3 protein-coding genes are annotated in these 3,803 nt (G+C 71.0%); 2 read left to right on the forward strand and 1 reads right to left on the reverse strand.

Annotated features, from left to right (window positions below):
- Positions 1 to 76 precede the first annotated feature (76 nt).
- Positions 77 to 1,330 (forward strand): hypothetical protein, encoded by a 1,254-nt coding sequence (locus tag P409_RS29030; protein WP_152613599.1) that lies wholly within the window; start codon positions 77 to 79, stop codon positions 1,328 to 1,330.
- A gap of 81 nt (positions 1,331 to 1,411) precedes the next feature.
- Positions 1,412 to 3,277 (forward strand): molecular chaperone HtpG, encoded by a 1,866-nt coding sequence (gene htpG, locus P409_RS29035; RefSeq protein ID WP_034846625.1) that lies wholly within the window; start codon positions 1,412 to 1,414, stop codon positions 3,275 to 3,277.
- Positions 3,278 to 3,509: 232 nt separating this feature from the next.
- On the opposite strand, the gene P409_RS29040 is transcribed toward htpG, so the two are convergent.
- Positions 3,510 to 3,803, reverse strand: a 294-nt coding sequence (locus P409_RS29040; RefSeq protein ID WP_034846627.1) for an adenylate/guanylate cyclase domain-containing protein, incomplete at its 5' end; no start/stop codon positions are given.

The raw sequence follows: 3,803 nt of genomic DNA on the forward strand, positions 1-3,803 counted from the left end.
GACGCCGCCCGGCGCGACCCGCAGGCGCCGCCGCCGCCGAATGCCGAGCGCAAGCTGGACGCGCTGATGCGGCGAGGTGATGGAGCTGACCGGCAGCGCGTCGCACACCGAGCTGACGCTGACCGACCTGCAGGGCGGCGGCGACGAGACCACGGTCGGCTTCGAGTCGCTGACCCTCGGCGGCGGCTACAGCGGCCTGGACCGTGCCGCGCCGGGCCGCGGCCTGGGCAGCGACATGGCGCTGGAGCTGCGCGGGCTGAAGGTGGCGGACGCGCCGACCAAGGCGGAGCCCGGGAACCTGTCGGTCGACCGGGTGCGGCTGTCGGGCACGCTGGCCCCGGCCGCCGGCAAGCCGACCGCCGGGGCGGCGCTGACGCTCGATGTCGACGGGGTGTCCTTCGCCCTGACCCAGGACCCCGACGCGACCGCGCCGGACACGCAGTTCGACCTGGCCAAGGCCCGCTACGCCCTGTCGGCCGACGGCCTCGACATGGCCGGGCTGATCGACGTGATCGGCGGTTTCGAGCAGCTGATGGCGAAGCATGGCGACGCCGCCCCGCCGCCGGAGGAGCTGACCCCCTTGTTCGCCCGGGTCAGGGCGACCGCGGCGGCGCTGTCGCAGTACAAGTCCGAAATCGCCGTGAGCGGGCTGCGCCTGCGGTCGCCGGACGTGAACCTCGCCATCGGTGATGTCGGCTATGGCGAGATCTATGCCGGGCTGGACACCGACCAGGCCGGCTATCGCCTGGCCCTGGCTCTGGACGAGCTGGCGCTGGACCCCGGCCTGCCCTTCGCCGGCTGGGTGCCGCGGCAGGCGAAGATCGACATCGCGCTGAAGGACATTCCCAGCCGCTCGGTCCAGGGGCTGTTCTGGGACGGGATCGAGGCGGCCATCCAGACCGACCGGCCGCAGGGCTACGACCCGCTGGTGTCGCCCTACGGGGACGTCGTCTTCCAGGAGATGATGCAGAAGATCGGCGCCCGGCTGCTGCAGTCGAATGCCGGCCTGTCGATCGACAGCTTCAGCATCGTCGCGCCGCAGGGGGCGATCCATCTCGACGGCGGCGGCACGGTCGACCCGCAGGCGCGCTTCGGCGTGACCGCGCAGGGCAAGCTGCAGGTCGCGGGACTCGATGATTTCGTCAAATTCCTGCAGTCGCAGCCCGACGGCGCCGACGCCGCCGCCGGCATCACCATCTTCCAGATGCTGGGGCGGCAGAGCCAGGCCGCGGACGGCAAGGCGGCGCGCGACTACGACCTGGCGGTCGACGCTTCCGGCCGCGCGCTGATCAACGGAACCGACCTCGCGGCGCTGGCGCCGAAGCCCTGACGCCGGGCGTCTGTGGGGTTGCGTCCCGCCGCCGCTTTGCCCATATCGGCGGCGACAACGAATCCCCACCGGACCCCCGAGATGGACCAGCAGAAGACCGACGAGACCCTGACCTTCCAGGCCGAAGTCAGCCGCCTTCTCGATATCGTGGCGCATTCGCTCTACAGCCAGAAGGAGGTGTTCCTCCGCGAGCTGATCTCGAACGCCTCCGATGCGTGCGACCGGCTGCGCTACGCCGCGATCACGGCGCCCGAGCTGTCGGCCGGCGACGCCGATTACCGCATCACCCTGTCCGTCGACCCGGCGGCCCGCACCCTGACCATCGCCGACAACGGCATCGGCATGGGCCGCGAGGAGCTGGTCGGAAATCTCGGCACCATCGCCAGGTCCGGCACCCGCGCCTTCGTCGAGACGCTGACGGGCGACGCCAAGAAGGATGTCGGGCTGATCGGCCAGTTCGGCGTCGGCTTCTACTCGGCCTTCATGGTGTCGCGCGAGGTCGAGGTGTTCTCGCGCAAGGCCGGGGAGGAGCAGGGCTGGCGCTGGGTCTCCGACGGCAAGGGCGCTTTCACCGTCGGCGCGGCCGGGGACGTGGCCCGCGGCACCCGCATCGTCATGCACCTGTCAGAGGGCGAGGACGAGTTCCTGTCGCCGCTCAGGCTGCGCCAGATCGTCAAGACCCACTCCGACCACATCGCGATTCCGATCGTGCTGGTCGGCGAGGACGGCAAGACCGAGACGCTGAACCGCGCCTCGGCGCTGTGGACCCGGCCAAAATCCGAGATCACGGCCGAGGAGTACAAGGAGTTCTACCACCACGCCGCCCACGCCTTCGACGAGCCGTGGCTGACGGCGCATTGGAAGGCGGAAGGGGCGATCGAGTACAGCTCGCTGCTGTTCGTGCCGTCCAGCCAGCCCTTCGACCTGTGGGAGCCGGAGCGCAAGCACCGGGTCAAGCTGTATGTCCGCCGGGTGTTCGTGACCGAGGCGGCGGAGGGGCTGATCCCGCCCTATCTGCGCTTCCTGCGCGGCGTGATCGACAGCGAGGACCTGCCGCTCAACGTCAGCCGCGAGCTGCTGCAGTCGAACCCGACCGTGGCCAAGATCCGCCAGGGCGTGACCAAGAAGATCCTGGCGGAGCTCGGCCGCAAGGCCAAGGACGACGCCGAGAGCTACGGCACGTTCTGGACCGCCTTCGGCGCGGTGCTGAAGGAAGGCATCTACGAGGACCGCGAGCAGCGCGACGCCCTGCTGCCGCTGCTGCGCTTCCGCTCGACCAAGGGCGATGGCCTCGTCAGCCTCGAGGACTATGTCGGCCGGATGCGGCCGGGCCAGGAGGAGATCTGGTACATCACCGGCGACGACGCGGCGGCGCTGGCCCGCTCGCCGCAGCTCGAGGGCTTCCGCGCCCGCGACGTCGAGGTGCTGCTGCTGACCGACCCGGTCGACGAGTTCGCGGTGCCCTCGCTCAACGAGTTCCAGGGCAAGCCGTTCAAATCGGCCACCCGCGGCGGCGCCGACCTGTCGAAGATCGAGACCCCGGACGACGCGCCGAAGCCCGAGGCCGGCGAGGGCATGGACGAGCTGGTGGCGGCGCTGAAGCTGGCCCTGGCCGACCAGGTCAAGGACGTCCGCGCCTCGCAGCGCCTGACCGACAGCGCCGTCTGCCTGGTTGCCGACGAGGGCGACACCGACCTGCATCTGGAGCGGCTGCTGAAGCAGCATCGGCGGGTCGACACCGCGTCGAAGCGCATCCTCGAGGTCAATCCCGGCCACCCGCTGATCCGCCGGCTGGTGGAGCGGGCGGCGGCCAAGGACCCGGCGCTGGAGGATTGCGCCTTCCTGCTGCTGGACCAGGCCCGGATCATCGAGGGCGAGCCGCTGCCCGACCCGGCCGCCTTCTCCCGCCGCCTGTCCGAGGCGCTGGTCCGCGGCCTGGCGGCCTGAGGGACTTTCGGAATTCGATCGCCTGAACCGGCACGTGTTCTCCACACTCCCCCTCCCCTCGCGGGAGGGGGTAGGGGGAGGGGCTGTCGACGGCGAGAGCCGGCGTCGAGCAAGCGGGGGTTTGTGCGGGGCCGGCGGTGACCTTCAGCATCAATCCCGTCGGCGCGAATACCCCTCCCCTACCCCCTCCCGTAAGGGGAGGGGGAGGATCAAGAGCCGTTTCTGCTGCCCCTCACACCGCGATCGCGAACACCGGCTGCGGCTCGGCCAGGCCGCGGATCGGGTGGGCGCCGAGCGGCTCCGCGGCGCCGTTCCAGGCCTGGCGGAACGCGTCGGAGCACACGGTCGGCCGGCCGAGCTGCTTGGCCAGGCCTTCCAGCCGGCTGGTCAGGTTGACCGCGGGACCCAGCACGGTGAAGTCCAGCCGGTCGGGGCTGCCGATATTGCCGTACAGCACCGGGCCGAGATGCAGCGCCGTGGCAACGGCCAGGGGCTCGGCCCCGGCCGCCAGGCCCAGTCGGATCGC

The sequence above is a fragment of the Inquilinus limosus MP06 genome (assembly GCF_000767795.1).
Classification (GTDB): domain Bacteria; phylum Pseudomonadota; class Alphaproteobacteria; order DSM-16000; family Inquilinaceae; genus Inquilinus; species Inquilinus limosus_E.

What these genes read in the sequence shown, in the direction of transcription:
- htpG (WP_034846625.1), top strand. Translation starts at nt 1,412, where the DNA reads ATGGACCAGCAGAAGACCGACGAGACCCTGACCTTCCAGGCCGAAGTC.